Origin of the sequence: Micromonospora sp. HM134, from assembly GCF_007833915.1 — a bacterium.
GTDB classification, from domain to species: domain Bacteria; phylum Actinomycetota; class Actinomycetes; order Mycobacteriales; family Micromonosporaceae; genus Micromonospora; species Micromonospora wenchangensis.
In genome coordinates, this window is the sequence record NZ_CP041061.1 from 3180558 (window position 1) to 3200979 (window position 20422).

At 75.8% G+C, this 20422-nt stretch carries 20 protein-coding genes; 10 read left to right on the plus strand and 10 right to left on the minus strand.

Annotated features, from left to right (window positions below; genetic code table 11):
• Nucleotides 1–105: 105 nt before the first annotated feature.
• Together FJK98_RS13795 and FJK98_RS13800 are read right to left on the minus strand one after the other, a co-directional pair.
• Nucleotides 106–780, minus strand: coding sequence for a response regulator transcription factor (locus tag FJK98_RS13795; RefSeq protein ID WP_145919368.1), 675 nt, complete (start codon nucleotides 778–780; stop codon nucleotides 106–108).
• Nucleotides 777–1904 (minus strand): sensor histidine kinase, encoded by a 1128-nt coding sequence (locus FJK98_RS13800; protein WP_145919369.1) that lies wholly within the window; start codon nucleotides 1902–1904, stop codon nucleotides 777–779. The genes FJK98_RS13795 and FJK98_RS13800 overlap by 4 nt, the downstream gene beginning before the upstream one ends.
• A 394-nt stretch (nucleotides 1905–2298) precedes the next feature.
• Here FJK98_RS13800 and FJK98_RS13805 point away from each other — a divergent pair, with 394 nt between their 5' ends.
• The 3 genes from FJK98_RS13805 to FJK98_RS13815 all read left to right on the plus strand — a co-directional run bounded on the left by FJK98_RS13805 (nucleotide 2299) and on the right by FJK98_RS13815 (nucleotide 4860).
• Nucleotides 2299–3009 carry a ThuA domain-containing protein gene (locus FJK98_RS13805; RefSeq protein WP_145919370.1) on the plus strand — a complete coding sequence of 237 codons (711 nt, stop codon included), beginning with the start codon at nucleotides 2299–2301 and terminating at the stop codon, nucleotides 3007–3009.
• A complete protein-coding gene (locus tag FJK98_RS13810) occupies nucleotides 2979–4082 on the plus strand; it encodes a Gfo/Idh/MocA family protein (protein ID WP_145919371.1) in 1104 nt (367 codons plus the stop codon). Before FJK98_RS13805 ends, FJK98_RS13810 begins: the two co-directional genes overlap by 31 nt.
• 112 nt (nucleotides 4083–4194) lie before the next feature.
• Nucleotides 4195–4860 carry a GntR family transcriptional regulator gene (locus FJK98_RS13815; RefSeq protein ID WP_145919372.1) on the plus strand — a complete coding sequence of 222 codons (666 nt, stop codon included), beginning with the start codon at nucleotides 4195–4197 and terminating at the stop codon, nucleotides 4858–4860.
• A gap of 109 nt (nucleotides 4861–4969) precedes the next feature.
• Here FJK98_RS13815 and FJK98_RS13820 read toward each other — a convergent pair whose 3' ends face one another.
• The 3 genes from FJK98_RS13820 to FJK98_RS13830 all read right to left on the minus strand — a co-directional run bounded on the left by FJK98_RS13820 (nucleotide 4970) and on the right by FJK98_RS13830 (nucleotide 6962).
• Nucleotides 4970–5938, minus strand: coding sequence for a S9 family peptidase (locus FJK98_RS13820; RefSeq protein ID WP_205789444.1), 969 nt, complete (start codon nucleotides 5936–5938; stop codon nucleotides 4970–4972).
• Between the two features lie 116 nt (nucleotides 5939–6054).
• The gene (locus FJK98_RS13825) at nucleotides 6055–6408 is read right to left on the minus strand and encodes a hypothetical protein (RefSeq protein ID WP_145919373.1); all 354 of its coding nucleotides are present in this window, start codon (nucleotides 6406–6408) and stop codon (nucleotides 6055–6057) included.
• Nucleotides 6409–6497: 89 nt separating this feature from the next.
• Nucleotides 6498–6962 carry a TetR/AcrR family transcriptional regulator gene (locus FJK98_RS13830; protein ID WP_145919374.1) on the minus strand — a complete coding sequence of 155 codons (465 nt, stop codon included), beginning with the start codon at nucleotides 6960–6962 and terminating at the stop codon, nucleotides 6498–6500.
• A 192-nt stretch (nucleotides 6963–7154) separates the two neighbouring features.
• On the opposite strand from FJK98_RS13830, the gene atzF reads away from it, so the two are divergent.
• From atzF to FJK98_RS13855, 5 genes are all read left to right on the plus strand, one after another.
• The gene (gene atzF / locus FJK98_RS13835; RefSeq protein WP_145919375.1) at nucleotides 7155–9065 is read left to right on the plus strand and encodes an allophanate hydrolase; all 1911 of its coding nucleotides are present in this window, start codon (nucleotides 7155–7157) and stop codon (nucleotides 9063–9065) included.
• Between the two features lie 36 nt (nucleotides 9066–9101).
• On the plus strand, nucleotides 9102–9791 hold the full coding sequence (locus FJK98_RS13840) for a cysteine hydrolase family protein (RefSeq protein ID WP_145919376.1): 690 nt from the start codon (nucleotides 9102–9104) through the stop codon (nucleotides 9789–9791).
• Between the two features lie 9 nt (nucleotides 9792–9800).
• Complete coding sequence (locus tag FJK98_RS13845; protein WP_145919377.1) at nucleotides 9801–10493, plus strand: cysteine hydrolase family protein; 693 nt, start codon at nucleotides 9801–9803, stop codon at nucleotides 10491–10493.
• Nucleotides 10494–10505: 12 nt separating this feature from the next.
• Nucleotides 10506–12176 (plus strand): regulator, encoded by a 1671-nt coding sequence (locus FJK98_RS13850; protein ID WP_145919378.1) that lies wholly within the window; start codon nucleotides 10506–10508, stop codon nucleotides 12174–12176.
• A 95-nt stretch (nucleotides 12177–12271) separates the two neighbouring features.
• The gene (locus FJK98_RS13855) at nucleotides 12272–12676 is read left to right on the plus strand and encodes an AtzH-like domain-containing protein (protein ID WP_145919379.1); all 405 of its coding nucleotides are present in this window, start codon (nucleotides 12272–12274) and stop codon (nucleotides 12674–12676) included.
• A gap of 158 nt (nucleotides 12677–12834) precedes the next feature.
• Here the strand turns inward: FJK98_RS13855 and FJK98_RS13860 are convergent, their stop codons facing one another.
• From FJK98_RS13860 to FJK98_RS13880, 5 genes are all read right to left on the minus strand, one after another.
• Nucleotides 12835–13779, minus strand: coding sequence for an acyltransferase domain-containing protein (locus FJK98_RS13860; protein WP_145919380.1), 945 nt, complete (start codon nucleotides 13777–13779; stop codon nucleotides 12835–12837).
• Nucleotides 13780–13826: 47 nt separating this feature from the next.
• The gene (locus FJK98_RS13865; RefSeq protein ID WP_145919381.1) at nucleotides 13827–14153 is read right to left on the minus strand and encodes a type II CAAX prenyl endopeptidase Rce1 family protein; all 327 of its coding nucleotides are present in this window, start codon (nucleotides 14151–14153) and stop codon (nucleotides 13827–13829) included.
• Nucleotides 14154–14404: 251 nt separating this feature from the next.
• Entirely contained in the window at nucleotides 14405–15568 is a 1164-nt protein-coding gene (locus FJK98_RS13870; protein ID WP_168222458.1) for a S8 family serine peptidase, read from the minus strand.
• Entirely contained in the window at nucleotides 15565–17082 is a 1518-nt protein-coding gene (locus FJK98_RS13875; protein ID WP_145919383.1) for a S8 family serine peptidase, read from the minus strand. Before FJK98_RS13875 ends, FJK98_RS13870 begins: the two co-directional genes overlap by 4 nt.
• Before the next feature lie 139 nt (nucleotides 17083–17221).
• Entirely contained in the window at nucleotides 17222–17947 is a 726-nt protein-coding gene (locus FJK98_RS13880; protein WP_145919384.1) for a hypothetical protein, read from the minus strand.
• Nucleotides 17948–18049: 102 nt separating this feature from the next.
• Between FJK98_RS13880 and FJK98_RS13885 the strand changes: the two genes are divergently transcribed.
• Together FJK98_RS13885 and FJK98_RS13890 are read left to right on the plus strand one after the other, a co-directional pair.
• Entirely contained in the window at nucleotides 18050–18433 is a 384-nt protein-coding gene (locus FJK98_RS13885) for a hypothetical protein (RefSeq protein WP_145919385.1), read from the plus strand.
• A 531-nt stretch (nucleotides 18434–18964) separates the two neighbouring features.
• Entirely contained in the window at nucleotides 18965–20416 is a 1452-nt protein-coding gene (locus tag FJK98_RS13890; protein ID WP_145919386.1) for a S8 family serine peptidase, read from the plus strand.
• The last annotated feature ends 6 nt before the right edge of the window (nucleotides 20417–20422 follow it).

Below are 20422 nucleotides of genomic sequence, written 5' to 3' on the forward strand. Positions count from 1 at the left end.
GCCGCCGTCGGACCGGCCGATGGTCGGGGCCGTCGACCGTACTTTCGGCGACGTCCACCGTGGAGGGACCCGGCCGCGACCGGCGTCGCCCGGAAGGGGTCCCGCTCAGCCGTCGCGCAGCCGATCGGTCCGGTACGCCCACATCGCGACCTCGACCCGGTTCCGCGCACCCAGCTTCGCCATCAGGCTGGCGACGTGCGTCTTGACCGTGCTCAGCGTGATGTGCAGCTCGGCCGAGATCTCGGTGTTGGTGCGTCCCCGGGCCACCGCGCCCAACACCTGCTCCTCCCGGTCGGTGAGCCGGTCGACCGGCTGGCGGGGCGGGGCGGCCGGCCCGGCGTCCGCGAACGCCCGGAGCAGCCGGGTGGTGACCTGCGGCGCGATCAGCGCGTCCCCGGCGGCCGCCGCGTGAACGGCCTGGGTGAGCAGGGCCGGGCCGCAGTCCTTGAGCAGGAACCCGCGCGCCCCGGCGCGTAGCGCGGCGTAGACGTACTCGTCCAGGTCGAACGTCGTGATGACCACCACCGCCATCGGGTCCGCGACCCCCGGGCCGGCCAGCAGCCGGGTCGCCTCGATCCCGTCCAGGCCGGGCATCCGGATGTCGAACAGGCACACGTCGGGGCGCAGCCGCCGGGCCAGCTCGACCGCCCGCTGCCCGGTGGCCGCCTCGCCGACCACCTCGACGTCGGGCTGCGCGGCGAGGATCATCGCCAGCCCGGTCCGCACGATCTCCTGGTCGTCGGCGACGAGCACCCGTACCCGGCCGGGCCCGCCGCTCATGCCACGGCCCGGGGCAGCGCGGCGGTGACCGTCCAACCATGGTCCCGGTCGGGGCCGGCGTCGACGGAGCCGAGCAGATGGGCCCGTTCCCGCATCCCGACCAGCCCGAAGCCGTCGCGTCCGGGCCTCGGCGGGCCGACGCCGTCGTCGCTGACCCGCAGCCGCACCGTGTCCCCGTCGGCCACGACCCGGACCGTGATCCGGGTCGCCTCCCGGGCGTGCCGGCGGGCGTTGGTGACCGACTCCTGGGCCAGCCGGCAGATCGTGGCCGCCACCGGGGCCGGCAGGCCGTCCAGGTCGCCGTCCAGGTCCACCTCGACGGCCGGGCCGTCACCGGTCCGGCCCGCCAACTGCCGCAGGTCGGCGATGCGGGGGCTCGGCAGCCGGTCGGCCGGCTCGTCGCGGCGCAGGGCCCGGACCAGGGTGCGCATCTCGGTCAGGGCCTGGCTCGCCTCCGTCTCGATCAGCCGTAACGCGTCGGCGGCGGCCGAGGGCCGGGTCTCCATCAGGGCGAGTCCGGCCTGGGCGCGGACGGCTATCGCGGACACATGGTGGGCGACGGTGTCGTGCAGGTCGCGGGCCAGCCGCTCCCGCTCGCGCAGCGTCACCTGCTCGACCTCCCGCCGCCGGGCCCGCTCCCGCCAGCGCAACGCGGCCCCGACCGCGAGGGCCGCCGCGACCACCCCGGCCCCGGCCAGGGCGTCCTCCGGGCCGAGGTGGCCGACCACAGTCGACCAGGTGATCTTCGCGGCGACGAGGGCCGCGCCGAACCCGGCCTCCCGCCCCGATCCCCAGCGCGTCAGCGCGAACACCGCCAGCAGCAGGTAGGCCAGCGTGTGCAGGCCGAGATCGCCACCGACGACGATCTCGCCCACGGCGCAGACCGGGAAGGCGACAAGCGTCACGAGCAGCGGCCGGCTCCGTCGCCACAGCAGGACCGGGGCGAGACCGACGCCGATCAGGACCGGCACGGCCGCCGGCTGCGGCAGGCTGCCCCACCGGGCGAGCCCCTCCACCAGCGCCGCTGCCGCGAGCAGGGCGACCAGCGTCCCGTCGCGCCACCCGTGCGGTGCCGGGCGCGCCGGGCGGGGCTCACGCCACCAGGACCGCAGCAGCTCGCGCACGGGGAAATCGTACGGCCGGCACCTCGCCGCCGCCTATCCCGACCGCCTCGACGAGGTGAGCGCCGCCGCCCTGGTCGGCGCGTCCGTCGGTGCGGCCACCGCCGCCCTGACCACGCTGCCGGGGAGGCGCGACGCCGCGTCGACCCGGTCGCGACCCACGCGGCCCTCAAGCAGGCCACCGAGGTCGCCCTGTGCCCGTGGACGCCCCGGCCCTGGACCCGTCCCCGCAGCCGCTGCGGTCCGGTCCGTCGGCGCTGCCGCGATCCGCGCGGGGCCGATCGTGTCGGCGGAGCCGAGTACGGTTTCGGTGCCCGGCCGGCACGCCCGGCGGCGGCCCGTCGCCGGCCCGGCACTGGCCGGCCCGGCCGGCGACGGACCGTGGAGGGGAGCGAGCGTGACGCAGCGCAGAGCACTGGTGGTACGCGGTGGCTGGGAGGGACACCAGCCGGTCCGGGCGACGGAACTGTTCCTGCCGTTCCTGGCGGACAACGGCTACTCGGTACGGATCGAGGAGTCCACCGAGGTCTACGCGGACGCCGCCGCGATGGCCGGCACCGACCTCGTCGTGCAGTGCATGACGATGGCCGAGATCACCGCCGACCAGGTGGCGGGCCTGAGCGCGGCGGTCGTCGCCGGGACGGGCCTGACCGGCTGGCACGGCGGCATCGTGGACGCGTTCCGCGCCTCGTCGGACTACCTGCACCTGGTGGGCGGCCAGTTCGCGACCCACCCCGGGCGGGAGCCCTGCGAGCGGCGCGGCGGGGAGGAGGACAACTTCCTGCCGCACACGGTGACGGTCACCGACCTCGGCCGCCAGCATCCGATCACCGCCGGGATCGCCGACTTCGACCTGGTCACCGAGCAGTATTGGGTGCTGCACGACGACCTGGTCGACGTCCTCGCCAGCACCGTCCACCCCACCCGGGACTGGCACCCCTGGCACCGGCCGGTCACCTCGCCGGCGATCTGGACCCGGCGCTGGGGCGCCGGCCGGGTCGTCGTCACGACCCCCGGGCACAGCCTCGACGTGCTGGAGCACCCGTCCGTGCGGACCGTCATCGAGAGGGGCATGCTGTGGGCGACCCGCACCGCGTCGGCGTCGTAGGGCTCGGGGTCATCTCCCGCGCCTATCTGGACACCCTGGCCCACCACCCCGAGCTGTGCATCGTCGCGGTGGCCGACCTCGACGCCGACCGGTCGGCCGCAGCCGCCGCGACCCTCCCCGACGCCGAGGCGATGAGCGTCGCGCGCCTGCTCGACCACCCCGACGTGCAGACGGTCCTCAACCTCACCATCCCCGCCGCCCACGTGGAGGTCTCGCTCGCCGCGATCGACGCCGGCAAGCACGTGTACGTGGAGAAGCCGCTCGCTGTGGAGCTGCCGCAGGGCCGTACGGTCCTCGACCGGGCCGCCGCGGCCGGGGTACGGGTGGGCTGCGCGCCCGACACCGTCCTGGGCACCGGCACCCAGACCGCCCGCGCGGCGATCGACGGCGGGCTGATCGGGCGTCCGCTGGCCGCCTCGGCCGTCATGGTCACCCCCGGGCACGAGCGCTGGCATCCCCACCCCGACTTCTACTACGCCCCGGGTGGCGGCCCGTTGCTGGACATGGGCCCCTACTACCTCTCCGCGCTGATCCACCTGCTCGGTCCGGTCCGCGCGGTGACCGGGGCGGCCAGCCGGCTGCGTTCCGACCGGGTCGTCGGCAACGGCCCGCGCCTCGGCCAGCGCGTCCCCGTCCTGGTGGACACCCACGTGACCGGCGTGCTCGAACACGACAGCGGGGTGCTGTCCACCCTCACGACCAGTTTCGACGGGGTGACCACGACGGCCGCGCCGATCGAGGTGCACGGGGAGAGCGGCACCCTGGCCGTACCCGACCCGAACTACTTCGACGGCGAGGTCCGGCTGTGCCCGCTCGGCGGCGACGGCTGGCGGGTGCTCGCACCGACGGCGGGCTACCGGGACGGCGCCCGGGGCCTCGGCCTGATCGACGCGGTGCGGGCCGACGACGCGCGGGCCCCCCGGGCGGGCGGTGACCTGGCGTTGCACGTGCTCGACACGATGACCGGCCTGCTGCGGTCGGCGACCGAGGGCCGGCGGATCACGCTGGACACGACGGTGCGGCGACCCCACCCCGTGCCGCTCACGGCGGCCGAGGACTGGCAGGGACGCTGAGCGGGGGCGGAAGGCCCGGCAGCCGGGGTACGGGCCGGACCGTCGCGGCGTCACCCCGGCGGGGTGACGCCGCGACGCCGACCGCCGGGGGACAGATGGCAGACTCAGCGGAGTGAACGACGTGGCCGCATCGCCGATGGATGGTGAGCTGGAGAGTGTCAGCCTGGTGGAGCTGGCCGTCATCCGGATCACCCAGGAGATCCTCAGCGGCAGGAGCGACCCGGGTGAACGCCTGGTGGAGGAGCAGCTGACCCGGCGGTTGGGGATCAGCCGGGCGCCGCTGCGGGAGGCGCTGCGGTTGCTCGCCCAGCAGGGGCTGGTCGAGCACGTGCCCCGCCGGGGGGTCCGGGTCGCCACCCTCTCCGACCGCGACGTGCGGGAACTCTACGAGCTGCGCGACGTGCTGGAGCGGTTCGCGGTGCGGGCCGGCATCCCGGTGGGCCGCGACGGCGACCTGGCCGGCCTGCGGGCGGCGTTGGAGCAGATGCGCGAGGCGGTACGGCGTGGCGACCGGATGCTGGTCGCGCAGGCGCACCGGGCGTTCCACGTCGCGCTGGTGGCGCTCGCCGGAAACCGGAAACTGTCCGACGTGTACGACTCGATCCTGGTGAAGTTGCAGCTCTACATGGCGATCAACCTGCGCCGGGAGGCGGAGCTGGCCCAGCCGCTCGACGGCGTGCACCGGCACGAGCGGCTGTTCGAGGCGGTCGCCGGGGGTGACCCGGAGGAGGTGCTCGCCGTGCTCTCCGCGCACGGCGCGCGTTCGTACCTCGGCTAGGTTCCGTCTTAAGGAGCTTGAGGGGCGGGGACGGCGCGTGGCCGGTCGAGGGTGGCAGCGACCCCACCGGCATGCCCATCACACCGGGCATCGTGAGCATGGGCCTCGCCTATCGGGCGCCGTGCCGCATGAACCGGTGCAGTGCGTCGAGTGTCGCCGGGGCGAGCACGTCCGGATTCGCGGGGTCGGTCAGATCGTGCGCCACGCCGGACAGCACGATGCGGCCGGACCCGCTGGTGTGTGCCCGCTCCAGCGCCGTTGCCAGCCGCGTGGTCGTGTGGCACGGGACCTGCTGGTCGATGGTTCCGCAGGTGAGCAGGGCAGGGGTCCGGGGCGGTAGCTGGAGTGCGACCGAGGCGGGGTCGATGGCGTCGATGGTCTCCACGTAGCGCCGGTTGGGGCCGCCGAGGGCCTGGAAGAGTGCGGCGAGGGCGGGCGGCATGCCGGTGGTGTCGGGCGGGCGGTGCGCCCGGAGATCGGCGACGGCCCGGTCGACAGCGCGTCCGATGGTGCGTTGCTCCTGCCGGCTCAGCTGACCTGCGGCGACGGCGGCGGCGAGTTGGTCGTGCAGTTGCCGGGCGAGCACGTCGAGGAACCGTTGTGCCAGGGGTTGCAACAGCCCGACCCCGGCTGCACGGGGTTCGGCGGTGACCGCGACCTGCAGTGCCGTCAGCGCACCTTCGCTGTGCCCGATCAGCCGTACCGCTCGCCGGTTGACCTCGGGCTGGCTGGCGAGTAGCCGGTACGCGGCATCGGCCTGGCGGACGAAGGCGGGATAGTCGATCGTCTCGGGATGTTCGGCGTAGGCGCCCAGCCCGGTCCGGCCCGTGCCGTACTTGTCGAAGCGCAGGCTGACGGCTCCGTCGCGCGCCAGCGCATCGGCGAGTTTGGCCAGGGTGTGCGGGGTGAGCGCGGGCGGCTGGTCGCCGTTGCGGTCGGTGGGGCCGCTGCCAGGCAGCAACAACACGGCCGGCATCTGCCGCCCCCGACGGTGGGCGGGGATGTGCAGGGTGCCGTACGTGACGGTGCCGTCCACAGTGAAGCTGATCTCGCGGTCCATGGCGGGCGTGGTCGGCATGGCCCGCACGGCACCGGCGGGAAGGGCCCCCGCGGCGATGCTCCCGAGCGTGACGGCGCCGATCGCGGCTCTCCATGCGATCCGGCGGGCGGTGTGCGGCATCCGGCCGAGCGAGATCATCGCAGGACCGCCTGCTCGATCAGGGCGACCGTGGCGGCCGGGTCGACGACCTCCACCACCAGGCGGGCGTAGTGCTCGTCGGCGAGTTCGATGACGACGGCGCGGGCACCGTCACGGATGTTCCAGAAGACGCGCTCACCGTCCTGATGGAAGGTGCCGGCCGTGATCACCCCGGGCAGACTCGTTCCCGGTGCCCGGAGGCCCTTGGGTTCGGCGGCGATACCCGGGTCGGCGGTGGCGCCGCGGACATTGGCCAACGGGATCACCAAACGGCTCTTGAGCGACCACAACCTGTCCATACCCTCGATCTCCACGACGAGATCGTCGCCCTCGATGCGGACACTGGCCATGTCGTAGGTCCTTTCGTAAGCCCGGCGGCACCGGCCGCAGGGCATGGTGGGGCACCGGCGTGAGCAGCGCCGGGCGGGGGAGGGTGGGGCTATGAGGGGCCGGCCGTCGCCGCAGCGGCACGAGCCCGCAGCCGCTCGCCCAGCAGGGCGTTCAACGCCGTCGAGGGAGAGCCGTCGGTGTCGTTCACCGACGCCCGCTGCAGGGCCTGATCCAGCGCCTGCCACGCCTTGGTCACGAGGGCGGCTACCTCGACGTCGCGGGGAGCGCGCTCGACCGCCGCCAACAACAGCAGATCGAGTGCGGAGTCGTCGGCGACTTCGGCGCCGGCGGCGAGCTGCTCGGTCAGTGGCGGTAGCCGGTGATCGAGGTGCCACCGCAGAGCGGCGAGATACAGCCCCCGTTTGCTGCCGAAGGTCTTGTACAGACTGTTGCGGTGCACTCCCAACTGCTGGACGAGGTCGTCGACGGACACCCCGTCGTAGGCCCGGCCGGCGAACAGCTCGGCCGCCGCGGCCGTCACGACTTCTTCGTCGAAACCTCTCGGGCGACCCATGCCGAGAACCCTAACGATTGAGGAACGACCAGTCAAGAACGATCGTTCCTTTTCCCGGCGGGCCGAGCGGGGCGCGGGCATCACGATGCGGACGGCTACCGGGAGAAGGTGGGCCGGTCCGGCCTGCGGGCCGTCATGGCGTCGTTACGACGTGGACCGTTGGTCGTAACAAGACAGTCGACAATCGACAGTATGTCAGAGCGCATCGGCACCGTCCCGGAACTACGGTCGGCCTACCGCAGCGGGGCGACAACCCCCGTCGACCAGGTCGAACGCGTCCTGGCCGGGCTCGCCGGGCGGGACGGGGGACCGGTCTGGATCAGCACCGTCCCGGCCGCCGAGCTGCGGGCCCGCGCCGAGGAACTGACCCGCCACCACGATCCCGCCGCGCTGCCGCTGTACGGCATCCCCTTCGCGGTCAAGGACAACATCGACGTCGCCGGGATGGTCACCACGGCCGGCTGCCCCGACTTCGGCTACCGGGCCGCCGAGGACGCTCCCGTGGTGCGCCGGCTGCGCGACGCCGGTGCCCTGCTCGTCGGCAAGACCAACCTCGACCAGTTCGCCACCGGCCTGACCGGCTCCCGATCGCCGTACGGCAGCGGCGAGAGCGTCTTCGGCGGCGGGCTCGTCTCCGGCGGCTCCAGCTCCGGTTCGGCCGTCGCGGTCGCCGCCGGCCAGGTCAGCTTCGCCCTGGGTACGGACACCGCCGGCTCCGGCCGGGTCCCGGCGGCGCTGAACGGCATCGTCGGGCTCAAACCCACCCGGGGTCTGCTCAGCACCGCCGGGGTGGTGCCGGCCTGCCGCTCGCTGGACTGCGTGTCGGTCTTCACCACCGAGGTCACGGGCGCGGTCGACGTGCTGCACGCCGCCCGGGGCGTCTCGCCGGCCGACCCGTGGGGCCGTGCCCTGCCGGCGCGACGGGAGGTCGCCGCCGTGCCGGCGACGCTGCGCCTCGGGGTGCCCCGGCCGGAGGACCTCGACTTCTTCGGCGACGACGGGCAGGCCGACCGGTTCGCGGTCGGCGTACGGCGGCTGAGCGCGCTGGTCGCCGCCGCGCTGCCGGTGCCGCTGGACGACTACCTCGCGGCGGGGGACCTGCTCTACCAGGGGCCCTGGGTGGCCGAGCGGCTCGTCGCCCTGGGCGACTTCCTGCGGGCGCATCCCGGGTCGGTCCTCCCGGTCACCCGGGCCGTGCTGGAGACCGGACGACGCCACGACGCGGTCGACGCCTTCCGGGGCCAGCACCGGCTCCGTGAACTGCGGGCCCGGGTCGACCGGCGGTGGCAGGAGATCGACCTGCTGGTGGTGCCCACCGTCGGCACCACGTTCACCCTCGACGAGATCGCCGAGGACCCGATCGGCCGCAACGCCACGCTCGGCCGCTACACCCAGTTCGCCAACCTGCTCGACCTGGCTGCGGTGACCGTGCCCAACGGGTTCACCGAGGGCGGCCGGCCGGCCAGCCTGACCCTGATCGGCCCGGCGTTCAGCGACCTCACCCTGGCCCGGCTCGCCGCCGCCCTCACCACCGCCACCGAGCCCACCCCGGTGGACGCCCACCCGGCCGGGGCGGGCACCGCCGCGGCGGCGGTGACGGACGGCGGCGCGCCGCCGGCGGTAGCGCACGACGGTGTGGTGGACGACGGTGTGGCTGCGGCGGCGGGCGGTGGCCCGGTGCCGGCTCCCGCCCCGGCGGAGCTGCTGCTCGCCGTGGTGGGCCGGCACCTGGCCGGCGAATCCCGCAACGGCGAGCTGACCGGGCACGGGGCCACCCTGGTCGGCGCGGCCCGGACCGCGCCGCTCTACCGGCTCTACCGGCTGGACACCCCGGACGACGAGGGACTGCCCGGCCTGGTCCGGGCCGCCCCGGACGGCCCGCCGGGCCAACCGATCGACGTCGAGCTGTGGCGGCTGCCGGCGTCCGCCGTCGGACCGTTGCTGACCGGGGTGCCGGCACCGCTCTGCCTCGGCTGGGTCCGGCTGCACGACGGGCGGGACGTGCTCGGCTTCCTCTGCGAGGCGTACGCGGTGGGGCCGCAGGTCGAGGACATCAGCGCCACCGGCGGCTGGCGGGCCTGGCGGCGTGCCGCCCGACGGTGATCCGGACAGCACCTTCGACGACGACAGGGAGCGAGGATGGGCAGCATCGGGCCGGTACCGGCCAACCCCTACCCGTGGCCGTACGACGGCACGGTGGACACCACGCGTACCGCGTTGCTCTGCATCGACTGGCAGACCGACTTCTGCGGGCCGGGCGGCTACGTCGACGCGATGGGCTACGACATCGGACTCACCCGGGCCGGGCTGCCGGCCACCGCCCGGCTGCTGGCGCACGCCCGGTCCCTCGGGATGCTGGTCGTGCACACCCGGGAGGGACACCAGCCGGACCTGTCCGACCTGCCGGCGAACAAGCGCTGGCGGTCGGCCCGGATCGGCGCCGAGATCGGCGCCCCCGGCCCGGCCGGGCGCATCCTGGTCCGGGGCGAACCGGGCTGGGAGATCGTGCCCGAGGTCGCCCCGGCGCCCGGCGAGGTGATCGTCGACAAGCCGGGCAAGGGCGCGTTCTACGCCACCAACCTCGACCTGGTGCTGCGGACCCGGGGCGTCACCCACCTGATCCTCACCGGCATCACCACCGACGTGTGCGTGCACACCACCATGCGGGAGGCGAACGACCGGGGCTTCGAGTGCCTGATCCTGGCCGACTGCACCGGCGCGACCGACAAGGGCAACCACGAGGCGGCCCTGCACATGGTGACCATGCAGGGCGGCGTCTTCGGCTGCGTCGCCACCTCCGACGACGTCATCGCCGCCACGGTGAGGTGAGGAACGCCCATGACGACCGTCGCCGCCGCGCGGCCCACCCCGTACTCCTTCGAGCCGGCCAGCACGGCGCTGCTGGTCATCGACATGCAGCGCGACTTCCTGGAGCCCGGCGGCTTCGGGGAGAGCCTGGGCAACGACGTCGGTCAGCTCCGCCGGACCATCGCGCCGCTGGCGGCGCTGCTGGCCGACGTCCGCGCCGCCGGCCTGACCGTCGTGCACACCCGCGAGGGGCACCTGCCCGACCTGTCCGACTGCCCGCCGGCCAAGCTGCACCGGGGCGCACCGAGCAGGCGGATCGGCGACCCGGGCCCCAACGGCCGCATCCTCGTGCGGGGCGAGTACGGCCACGACATCATCGACGAGCTGACGCCGCTGCCCGGCGAACCGGTCGTCGACAAACCCGGCAAGGGTGCCTTCCACGCCACCGACCTGGACGCCCTGCTGCACGCGCGGGGCATCCGCAGCCTCCTGGTCACCGGGGTCACCACGGAGGTGTGCGTGCACACCACCGTCCGGGAGGCCAACGACCGCGGGTACGAGTGCCTCGTGCTCGCCGACTGCGTCGGGTCCTACTTCCCCGAGTTCCACCGGGTCGGGCTCGACATGATCGCCGCCCAGGGCGGGATCTTCGGGTGGGTCGCCGACTCCCCACAGGTACGCGCCGCGCTCGCCACCACCTCCGTGTCGCACCCCTCCTCCTGACCGGGAGCAGCCATGGTCCCCACCAAGCCCACCGTCGTCGCGCTCCCGTACTGGGTGCGCGGCGACACCAACGCGTTCTTCGGTTTCGGCGTCAACGTCCTGGTCAACGTGCTCACCCTGACCGGGCTCTGCGTCGCCGTGGTGAACCTCCCCGAGGGGGAGGTGTTCGGCACGATCCTGCCGGCGCTGGGCATCGCCCTGGTCGTCGGCAACGTCTACTACACCCTGCTGGCGCGGCGGCTGGCCCGCCGGGAACAGCGCACCGACGTGACCGCCCTGCCGTACGGGCCGAGCGTGCCGCACATGTTCATCGTCATCTTCGTCATCATGCTGCCGATCTACCTGCGCACCAGGGACCCGGTGCGGGCCTGGGAGGCGGGACTGGCCTGGGCCTTCATCATCGGCGTGATCGTGCTGATCGGCGCGTTCGTCGGCCCGTACATCCGCCGGTACGCGCCCCGGGCCGCCCTGCTCGGTACCCTGGCCGGGATCTCCGTCACCTTCATCTCGATGAATCCGGCCGGGCAGATGTGGCGGACCGCCTGGGTGGCGCTGCCGGTGTTCGCGCTGCTGCTGATCGGTCTGCTCACCGACGTGAAGCTGCCCTTCCAGTTCCCGATCGGGCTCGCCGCGCTGCTGGTCGGCACGGCGATCGGCTGGGCCGGTGGGGCGATGTCGGTGCCGGACGTCACCGCCGCCGCCCGGGACGTCGCGGTCGCCGTACCCTCGTTCAAGCTGGACCTGCTGCTCACCGGGCTGGGCGACATGGCGCCGCTGCTGGCCACGGCGATCCCGCTCGGGGTCTACAACTTCACCGAGGGCATGTCCAACGTGGAGAGCGCGGCGACCGCCGGTGACCACTACAACCTGCGCAGCGTCCTGCTCGCCGACGGGGCGGGCGCGGTGATCGGCGCGGCCCTCGGTTCGCCGTTCCCGCCCGCCGTCTACGTCGGGCACCCGGGCTGGAAGGCGGCCGGTGGCCGCACCGGCTACTCGATGGCGACCGGCGTGGTGATCGCGGTGCTGTGCTTCCTCGGCATGTTCGGCCTGCTCGCGACGATCTTCCCGACGGCCGCCATCGTGCCGATCCTGCTCTACATCGGGCTGCTGATCGGCGCGCAGGCGTTCCAGGCGACGCCGAGGGCGCACGCCGCCGCCGTGGTCGCCGCGCTCATCCCGAACATCGCGGCCTGGGCCACCAGCCAGATCGACAACACCCTGGCGGCGGCCGGCACCACCGCCGCCGCGGTGGGCGACGACGCGCTCAACGGCGCCGGGGTGGTCTACGACGGGCTGCTCGTGCTCGGCCAGGGGGCGATCCTCGCCGGCCTGGTGCTCGGCGCGGTGGTGGTCTTCATCATCGACAAGCGGTTCGTCCGGGCGGCGGTCTTCGCCGGGGTCGGCGCGGTGCTGTCGTTCGTCGGGCTGATCCACGGCGAGAAGATCGAGTGGAACGCCAACGGCCCGGTGGCGCTCGGCTACCTCTTCGTCGCGGTGATCTGCGCGGTCTTCGCGCTGGGCCGGCCCACGCCCCGCGTCCCCGACCCGGACGAGGCCGAGCTGGACCGCCGGCACGAACCGCCCGCCCCGGCCGTCGCCACCGCCCCGGCCACCGGCACCGTCGTGCCGGCCCCGGGCGGTCCGGCCGACGGCACCCGGCCGACGTCGGCGGTCAACGGCTGAGCCGACCGGCCCGGTCGGTGGTCGGTGGGCCCCACCCCGTACCACCGACCGGGTCCACCGGCTCAGCCATCCGACGACGGGAAGGGACGCACCACATGGAGATCGACCGGGCGGAGGTGGTCGCCGAGGTGACGGCGGCCTTCGCCGGCTACGAACAGGCGCTGGTCGACGGGGACGCGGACCGGATCTGCGGCTACTTCTGGGAGTCCGACCGGACCGTGCGGTTCGGCCTCGCCGACCACCAGTACGGCTGGGACGAACAGCGCAAGTGGCGGGCCGCCCAGCCGCCGCTGCCGCCCGGCCGCCGGCTGGTCGACCCGGTGGTCACCACGTTCGGCCCGGACCTCGCGGTGGTGACCACCCGGTTCGGCTACCCCGGCACCGCCGTCACCGGTCGGCAGACCCAGACCTGGGTACGCCTGCCCGTCGGCTGGCGGATCGTCACCGCACACGTCTCCGAGCCGACCGGCGCACCGACCGGCAGCGACACACCGACCTGAGCCCGGCGTGGGCCGGCGGGCCGGTCAGCGTCCGGTGCCGGGCAGTTGCTTCGCCAGGCGGACGGTGGGTGAGGTCGGGTACGACGGCGAGCCGTCCCAGGTGGCGGTCGGTGCCGTCGGGGAGGGTCCGCACCATGTCCGGCAGCCGTCCACCCCCCCTAGAGCGGGAACCGGCCGTGCCGCCACTGCCAGTGGCCACCGGCCGCCAGGTGGTCGACGATCGCGTGTTGCAGCACCGTCCGCCGGGGCAACTGCTCCAGCGGCGTGCTGAGCGTACGGAAGGCGAACCGGCGCACCTCGACGTCGGCGTCCGGCCCGTCGGCCGGCACGTAGGGGAGCAACTCGAACCGGCGCTGGAACCGGATGATGTTGGAATCCCCGGGGAGGTAGTCGCGCAACTGCGGATCGAGCAGCCAGGAGCCGCAGGAGAACGTGGTGTAGCGCTCGTCGGGGAAGTGCCGGGGGAAGAACTCCCGGGCCTCGTCGAGCGACGCGTCGACCGCCTCCGGGGTCAGCGGCCCCGCGTCGGGGACGTGCAGCCCGATGGCCGTCGCGCCCCGCTCGTGCTGGAGGCGGCCCAGCTCGTAGAGGCCGCCCCGGGCGTGCAGGGTCAGCCAGCTCTGCATGACCGGCCAGCCCTCGCCGCGCATCCGCCTGTCGATCGCCAGGTTGCGACCCAGGTCGGCGAGGGTCGTCCAGGTGACGGACCCGGCGACGCCGTGCTCGCGGTGGTATCCGGTGACCACGTCGACCAGGGCGAGGTAGGCGTAGACGTACAGGTGCCGCCAGGCCGGCCCCCGGTCGCGGGGCAGCTCCGGGCCGGGCGACAGCCACTCGCGCCCGCCGAGGTCGGCGCGGACCAGGGCGGTCGAGCGGTCCAGCAGCCAGCGCAGCTCCGGCGTCCACAAGGGAGAATCCTGGTCCGGCCAGCCGGCCATGATCTCGGCGGCGTCGTCCGGTAGCACCCCCAGCCGGTCGAGCAGCGCGGGCGCGTCGGCGCGGTCGGGCAGCGGGGCCGACGGCCGGTCACCGGCGAGCCGGTGCACCCGCTCGACCTCCTCGACGGGCACCCCGAGCCGGGCGGCCACGGCATCCAGGTCCACCGGGCGATCCTACCGTCCACCGGCCACGCCCCAGGGCCCGCCGCCGGTCAGCGCTGCACCGCCCCCACGGCGAGCACCACGAAGGTCACCAGGTTGACCAGCACGTGGGTCGACACCGCGACGACCAGGCCGCGTGCGCGTCGGGCGACGACCGCGAGCGGGAGCGCGAAGACCGCCACCGTCAGCCACGCGTACGGCTGCCACAGGTGGTGGAGCGGCACCAGGCCGGGTGCCAGCGCCGCGACGGCGAGCGTCGGGGCCAGCAGCCGAACCGGCCGCGGCCAGCGGGTGTCGGGCTCGTCGCGGCCACCCCGCAACCGGTGGACGAGATACAGCTCCAGCGGGGCGAGCACCAGCAGCACCGCCGCGTACATCGCCCAGACCGGCGGCAGATCGGCAGCCGCCAGGACGGGGGCGGTTGTTCCTCACCCCGCTGTAACGCGCCTGACGGGTGTGCCCGTCGGGCGCGGGCCATCGCCGGCATGGCGCTCGGCAACACCTGGGCCTGGCCGGTCACCGGCGACCGCCATGTCGAACGGTTCTCGGCGCTGATGGGCGGCCCGGTCGGCGGTCGGCTGATCCGGCGCGCGAACCTCTTCGTCAACGTCATGATCCCGCCGTCCGCTCACCCGGGCCGGCGGGAGCCCCGGCGGGTGAGCGTGGCGGCGGCGAGCAGGGTCACCACGAACGCGCCGAGGACGGTCAGGCCGGCCACCCGGGCGGCCCGCGACGGGCCGGGCGCGGTCGGCACGACGACCGGCCCGGCCGCGACCGGCACCGGCGGGTCGCCCTGCCGGGGCGCGAGCGCGGCGACCGCCGCGTACGCGTCGAGCGTGCCACCGCCGACCCCCCGGGTCGACCCGCCGACCGGGATCGCCGTGCGCTCCAGCCGGGCGCGCACCTCGGCCTGGGACAACCCCGGGTGGTACGCCCGGACCAGCGCGGCGACCCCGGCGACGTACGCGGCGGCGACCGCCGCGCCACCGATCCGGTAGTGGCCGGACCCGCGCGGCGCGATCCCGAGCCCGGCCCCCGGGGCGGCCAGGTCGGTGCCCGCATCGGCCGCCACCGGACCGGCAGTCCCGTCGACACCGACCGCGTTGACCGCCAGCACACCGGGGAAACCGGCCGGGTAGCCCACCGGCGGGTCCCCGCCGTCGTCCCCGCCCCGGTCGGTGACGGCGGCGACCACCAGGATGTCCCGGTCGACCGCGGCCCGTACCGCGTCGGCCAGGTCGGGGGTCGCCGTGGTGACCCCGGTGGCAACCAGGATGACGTCCGCCCCGGCGGTGGTGGCGAGCCGGATGCCGGTGGCGAGCCGGGCCGGGCTGGTCCGCCGGTTCGCGTCGGTGATCCGCACCGGCAGGATCTCGGCGTCCGGGGCGATCCCGGCCGGGCCCCCGCCGGCGGTCGGACGGGCCGCGACGATGCCGGCCAGGGCGGTGCCCCGACCGGCGCAGTCGCTGTCGGCCCGCCCACCGGTGACGTCGGCACCCGCGCGTACCGCCCCGGCCAGGGCGGGCGCGGCGGCGCTCACCCCGCTGTCCACCACGGCGACCACCACCCCGGCCCCCCGGGTCAACGGCCAGCTGCTCTGCGGGTCGAGCAGGCGCAGCGCCCACGGTGTCTCCCGGACCGTCACCGGGGACGGTCCGACGCAGCTCCCCGCCGTCGCCGGCAGCGGCGGTGGCTCCCCGTCGGCGGCACCGGCCGGCGACCCCACCAGCACCGCGACGGCGACCAGCGTCCCGACGGACCCGGCACGACGGCGACCGGCCCCACCGGTCACGGCAGCACACCCCGGGCCGCCGCCGGTTCCACCGGTTCCGGCAGGGCCGCCGGTTCCCCGGGTTCCGTCGATGCCGGCAGGGCCGCCGGGGCGGCGGGCACGGCGGTGTCGGCTCCCCGGTGGGTGAGCCGGCGGGCCCGGCGGGCGAACACCCCCACCACGGTGAGCAGGAGGAGCCCGAGCCCGGCGGCCACCAGCGCCGGCCAGGTGCCGGAGCCGGCACGGGCCGGCGACGCCGCCGCGTCCGGGCCGGTGCTGACCGCCGCCAGCGGGTCGACCATGCCCCAGCCGTGCTCCGGGCTCGGGCTCGACCGGGTGCCCGGGTCGGCCGTGGTGGCGATCCGGCGGGCCACCTGGACGGCGTCCGCCCCGGGCAGCGCCGTGCGGACCAGCGCGGCGACACCGGCGACGTAGGCCACGGCGTACTCGGTGCCGGTGCGGGACCGCGGCGTGGTGGCACCGACGGCGAGCGTCGGTACGTCCAGGCCGGGCGCGGTCACGTCGACCCCGCCGGCCGGGTACGCCAGGACGGGCCGACGGTCGGGGCCGACCCCGGCGACCCGGAGCAGCCCCTCCTGGGCCGGTGCCGGGGTGCCGTCGGCGGTGGCGGCGGGGGCGACCACCACCACGTCGTGCGCCACGGCCGACCGGACGGCCTCGGCCACGGCGGGATCGGTGAGTTTCGTGTACCCGCCCAGGGCCACCACCGTCGCGCCGGCCGAGACGGCGACCTCGATGCCGAGGGCCGTCCGCTGCGGATCGGCGTCGGTCGCGTCGGCGACGATCCGTACCGGCAGGACCGCCGCCTCGGGGGCGACGCCGACCACCGGTGGTGCGGGTGAGCCGGTGCCGGGGGCCGCCGCGATCACACTCGCCATGGCGGTGCCGGTGCCCAGGCAGTCGGTGTCGGCGCGGGCCTTACCGGTGATGACGTCCGAACCGGGCGCGACCCGGCCGGCGAGGGCGGCCAGTTCCCCGTCGATGCCGGAGTCGACCACCGCCACCAGCGCCCCGGCACCCGTGCTGTGCGGCCAGGCGCGCGCCGGGGACAGCTCCGGGTCGACCCATGGGGACCCGCCGTCGCCGGAGACGGCGGCGACGCAGCCCGGAACGCCCGCGCCGGCGGCGGGCCGGCCCGGCTTCGCCGTCGGGGTGTCCGCCGGCAGCAGGCCGTAGCGGACCTCGTCGCCGGACGCGTCCCAGGGCAGCACCAGCAGCCAACCGGGGGACAGCCGCTGCCCGACGGCGGTCAGGGCCCGGCCGTCGGGCTGCCGGCGGCCCTCGTTGAGCCGGTAGACCTCGTCGGCCCGGTCGGGGTCGGCCAGGAACCGGGCGGCCACCCCGGTCAGGTCCGTCACCGCGCCCTCGGACCCGCCGTACACCGTGTAGTACTTCACGTACGTCGGGGGCGGTGGCGGGGCCGCCCGGGCCGGGGCGGGCGGGGCGAACACCAGCGCGCAGGTCACCATGAGGCAACCCAGGGACCGGGTCCAGGACACCAGCAACCGGCTCATCCACCGTCTCCTCGTCACCAGCGGGCATCGGCCGGTGGGACGCCCCGGCCCGGCGGGGCCGTCCGACGTGGCACCCCGGGACCACAACGGCGCGCCGCCGGTCACGGTTCACCCGGGCCGTGGGGAAACCGGCCACCGGTCACGGCGTACCACCGTCAGCAGGGGACCCGTCGCCGTGGGCCGCACCGGCCGGGGCGACGGCGGCGACGGGGTCGGGCCGGGCCGGGACGTCCGGCCGGACCGTCACCGACCAGCGGGCCCGCAACGCCCGGCCGACGACGATCGGCACCAGCCGGTGCCCGGTCAGGGCGGCGATCCGGCGGGCGAAGGCCAACTCGGTGCCGGACAGGGCGGCGCTGCACAGCACCCCGGTACCGTCGGGCAGGTCCGCCTCCCCGGTGGGGAAGGCCGCCCGGCGGACCCAGCCGTCGGGCAGGTCGGGTCCGAACAGGTCACCGATCACGGTGACCGTGTGCCCGGCGGTGTGTACCTGCTCGGCGAGCGTCCGGGCCCGGTGCCGGGCGGCCTCGACCGGGCCGGTGACCGTGAACACGTCCGAGGTGCCGGCCAGGTCGACCCAGAGCGCCCAGCCCTGCCGGTGGCCGAGCCGGACCGGCAGCCGCATCGACGGTCGGGGTTGCGCCGGGATCTGCCAGGCGTGGTGCGGTTGCCCGCCACCGGCCGCCACCCCGGGCACGCGGACCACCAGGGTGCCGGCGGGCGAGGTCACCTCGGTGTCGAGGCCGCCGTCGATGCCCGGCGGCACCGGGCCGGTGTCGGGAACAGCGGCGGTACGGCCCGGATCGGGCTGTGCCGCGGCGTCGGCGCGTACCACCGGGTCTGCCGGCGGGGCGGACCGGTCCACGGGGGACGGTCGGCGCGGTGGGCCCGGTCGTGCCGGATCCGGGGTTCCGGCCGGCACGGCGGTGGGGGCACCGTCGACGGCCGGGTCGACGTCGGTGGCCGGATGCGGGGCGGGCGGCACCGCGCCGCCCGCCGTGAGGGCGAGCCGGGCGGGGCGGCCGGGCAGGGCGCGCCGCCGTCGGGGCGGCCGGCGCAGCAGGGTGGCGACGAGCAGGGCGACGGCGGCGAGTCCGGCCAGGACGACCAGTTGACCGGTGTGCCCCGGGTCGGCCGTGGCCGGTGGGGTGTCGTCCCCGCCGGCCGGGGGCAGCGGGCCGATGCGGACGCCCGGCCCCGCGCGTCCGGGGGCAGCGCCAGCACCCAGCCGGGGCGGAGTTCGGCCGGGTCGGTCAACCGTCCGCCGTCGGGCTGGCGGCGGCCCCGGTTCAGCTCGAAGACCTCCCGGTACCGGTTGCCGTCGCCGAGGGTGGTGGCCGCGATCTGGTAGAGGTACTCCCGCTGCCCGCCCACCGGCGGCCCCACCACGTAGTACCGCCCTGCCGGCGTCGTGTCGGCGGAGTTCGCGGCGGACGGCGTCGCGTCAACGGACACCGCCCCGACCGACCCCGCGTGTGACGGTGCCGGTTGGACGGACCCCCGGTCGGGCGACGTCGCCCCGGCGGGCACCGTCCCCGCGGCGTGGGCGGCGGCGAGCAGGAGGGCGGCCAGGACCGCCGCCGTCGTCACGACGATGCCGCGCCGCCTGGACCGACCGGTGACCCGTCGGGTCACCGGTCGCCCGGCACCGGTAGTGGTCGGGAATCGCACGGTCAGCCTCCTTGATCCTCCGCCGGGTGGAGCCCTTCCCCGGCCGGTGCCTACAACGGCGGCGACCGGCGATCTGTTCAGTCCGGCTTCGCCGTCCGCCCGCCCGGTTGGCCGAATCGCAACCGACCGGACCCGGGGCCGGTACGGGGGAGGCCGTAGCCTGGGCGGTCCACGACGACGCTGGGAGGTAGCGCTGTCCCGCCCGCTTCCGGTGACCGGACGCCACCGGGCCCGATGGTCCCGTCCGCTGGTCGCCCTCCTGCTCGGTGGGCTCGCCGTCCCGGCGTCGACGGTGGCCGTGGCGACGCCGGCGACGGCCGCCCCCGTGCCCCCGCCCCCGGCCGGCGCGCCCGCCCGGCCGGGGGTCGCGCCGAACGGCTTCGTGAAGTACCTGGTGGTCGGCGCGGAGCAGGGCCGGGTCGAACACCTCTGGGAGGTCGCGTTACGGGTCCTCGGCGACGCGCAGCGGTACCCGGAGATCTTCGCCCTGAACAAGGGACGGGTCCAACCGGACGGCATCGCGGTCACCGACCCCGCCGTCCTGCGCCGGGGCTGGGTCCTGGTGCTGCCCTGGGACGCCGTCGGCGCGGGCGTCAGCTACGGCCCGCTGCCGGTGTTCACCCCGGCCCGCCCGGCGGCGACGCCCCGCCCAAGGCCGAGCACCGCGCCGACCAGCGCCCTGGTCTGCACGGTGGCCCCGAAACGGCGGATCGGCGGGGTGCCCTGGGCGCAGCTACGGCTGACCCCGGAGGTGGCCTGGACCCGGGGCCGGGGCGCGGGGGTCACGGTCGCGGTCATCGACTCCGGAGTGGACGCCACCCCGCCGGCCCTCGCCGGCCGGGTCCGTCCCGGTGCGGACGCCGGGGCCGGCGGTGACGCCCGGGGGGACCGGGACTGCACCGGCCACGGCACCGCGCTCGCCGGGATCGTCGCCGCCGCCCGGCAGCGGGGCACCGACTTCGTCGGTCTCGCCCCCGAGGCCACCGTCCTGCCCGTCCGGATCGGCATGGCCGCCGGGACGGCGGAGTCGACCGAGCTGGTGGCCGCGCTGCGGGTGGCGACCACGGCCGGGGCCGGGGTGGCCGTGGTCGGCGGCTCGGTGGACACCACCGACAAGCGGGTGGTCGCGGCGCTGCGCGCGGCGGTCACCCGGGGCACCACCGTGGTGGTGGCGGCCCGCCCGGCGACGGCGGCGAAGGGTGCCGCCCTGCCGCCGGGGGTGCTGCGGGTCGGTGCGGTGGGCCCGGACGACCGGTTGGCCGAGGTGCACCGGCCGGGGGAGGTCGACGTGGTGGCGCCGGGCGTGGACGTGGTGGGCCTGGGGATCGGCTCGGGCGAGGTGCAGGGCACCGGCACCGGCTACGCCGTGGCGTTCGTCGCCGGGCTGGTCGCCCTGGTCCGCTCCAGCGCGCCCCGGTTGGACGCGGTCGAGGCGGCGGCCCGGGTCACGGCCACGGCCGACGGGGCGGCGCCCCCGGCGGGCGGGCCCGACCCGTGGCACGGCTGGGGCATGATCAACCCGGCGGCGGCGGTGAACGCCACCCCGGCCGGTGTCGCCACCACCGTGGAGCAGAAGAGCCCGGCCGGCGCGATCGCCGTGCTGGCGGCGATCCTCACCCTGGTCACCCTCACCGTCGGCGTGCGGCGTCGGCGTCGGCGCTGACCCGCC

What these genes read in the sequence shown, in the direction of transcription:
- FJK98_RS13850 (WP_145919378.1), top strand. Translation starts at nt 10,506, where the DNA reads ATGGTCCCCACCAAGCCCACCGTCGTCGCGCTCCCGTACTGGGTGCGC.
- atzF (WP_145919375.1), top strand. Translation starts at nt 7,155, where the DNA reads ATGTCAGAGCGCATCGGCACCGTCCCGGAACTACGGTCGGCCTACCGC.
- FJK98_RS13885 (WP_145919385.1), top strand. Translation starts at nt 18,050, where the DNA reads ATGCGGGGCGGGCGGCACCGCGCCGCCCGCCGTGAGGGCGAGCCGGGC.
- FJK98_RS13855 (WP_145919379.1), top strand. Translation starts at nt 12,272, where the DNA reads ATGGAGATCGACCGGGCGGAGGTGGTCGCCGAGGTGACGGCGGCCTTC.
- FJK98_RS13825 (WP_145919373.1), bottom strand. Translation starts at nt 6,408, where the DNA reads ATGGCCAGTGTCCGCATCGAGGGCGACGATCTCGTCGTGGAGATCGAG.
- FJK98_RS13820 (WP_205789444.1), bottom strand. Translation starts at nt 5,938, where the DNA reads ATGCCGACCACGCCCGCCATGGACCGCGAGATCAGCTTCACTGTGGAC.
- FJK98_RS13845 (WP_145919377.1), top strand. Translation starts at nt 9,801, where the DNA reads ATGACGACCGTCGCCGCCGCGCGGCCCACCCCGTACTCCTTCGAGCCG.
- FJK98_RS13865 (WP_145919381.1), bottom strand. Translation starts at nt 14,153, where the DNA reads ATGTACGCGGCGGTGCTGCTGGTGCTCGCCCCGCTGGAGCTGTATCTC.
- FJK98_RS13830 (WP_145919374.1), bottom strand. Translation starts at nt 6,962, where the DNA reads ATGGGTCGCCCGAGAGGTTTCGACGAAGAAGTCGTGACGGCCGCGGCG.
- FJK98_RS13795 (WP_145919368.1), bottom strand. Translation starts at nt 780, where the DNA reads ATGAGCGGCGGGCCCGGCCGGGTACGGGTGCTCGTCGCCGACGACCAG.
- FJK98_RS13875 (WP_145919383.1), bottom strand. Translation starts at nt 17,082, where the DNA reads ATGAGCCGGTTGCTGGTGTCCTGGACCCGGTCCCTGGGTTGCCTCATG.
- FJK98_RS13840 (WP_145919376.1), top strand. Translation starts at nt 9,102, where the DNA reads ATGGGCAGCATCGGGCCGGTACCGGCCAACCCCTACCCGTGGCCGTAC.